Genomic DNA, 554 nt, shown 5'->3' on the forward strand with positions numbered 1-554 from the left:
ATCATCTGAAGATGCGTGATCAGTCACTGGAGATGAAAATTGAATTTCTAAATTTTGTTTTTTACATTCATCAATAATTTCATCGCGCCAATTTGTATGAATTTCTCCTGCTAAATATACTTTCAACATATGTTCTTTATATATAGTGACTAGTATCCCAAATTTCTATCTATTTGGTTAATTAATTCTTTATTTTCTGTGAATAATTTTAAATTTTTAAAGAAAATTTTAAGAACCATCTCAATATAATTGCCCTCACTATCAGATGAAATATGAGGAGTGATGATTAAATTTGGAGTATCCCAAAGGTTTGATGTTTTTGGAATAGGTTCTTCTGAAAATACATCTAAAATTGCTCCAGCAATTTCATTGTTTTGAAGTTTAATTCTTAAAGCTTCGTAATCTAAAACAGATTGCCTTCCAATATTTACAATTCCACACGTAGATTTTAATTTATCTAATCTTGATTTGTTAATTAATCCTTTGGTCTCTTCCGTTTCCGGAACTGCTAGATAAAAAAAATCAGCATTAGGCAAAACATCATCAATTTTATC

At 28.3% G+C, this 554-nt stretch carries 2 protein-coding genes; both read right to left on the bottom strand.

The window, feature by feature from the left end; translation table 11 throughout:
• On the bottom strand, positions 1-129 hold a 129-nt coding region (locus AMN99_RS05695; RefSeq protein ID WP_179850424.1), incomplete at its 3' end, for a YtoQ family protein.
• Between the two features lie 20 nt (positions 130-149).
• Positions 150-554, bottom strand: a 405-nt coding sequence (locus AMN99_RS01560; protein WP_306452581.1) for an NAD(P)-dependent oxidoreductase, incomplete at its 5' end; no start/stop codon positions are given.

It is taken from the genome of Candidatus Pelagibacter communis (assembly GCF_001180225.1).
Taxonomy (GTDB): domain Bacteria; phylum Pseudomonadota; class Alphaproteobacteria; order Pelagibacterales; family Pelagibacteraceae; genus Pelagibacter; species Pelagibacter ubique_D.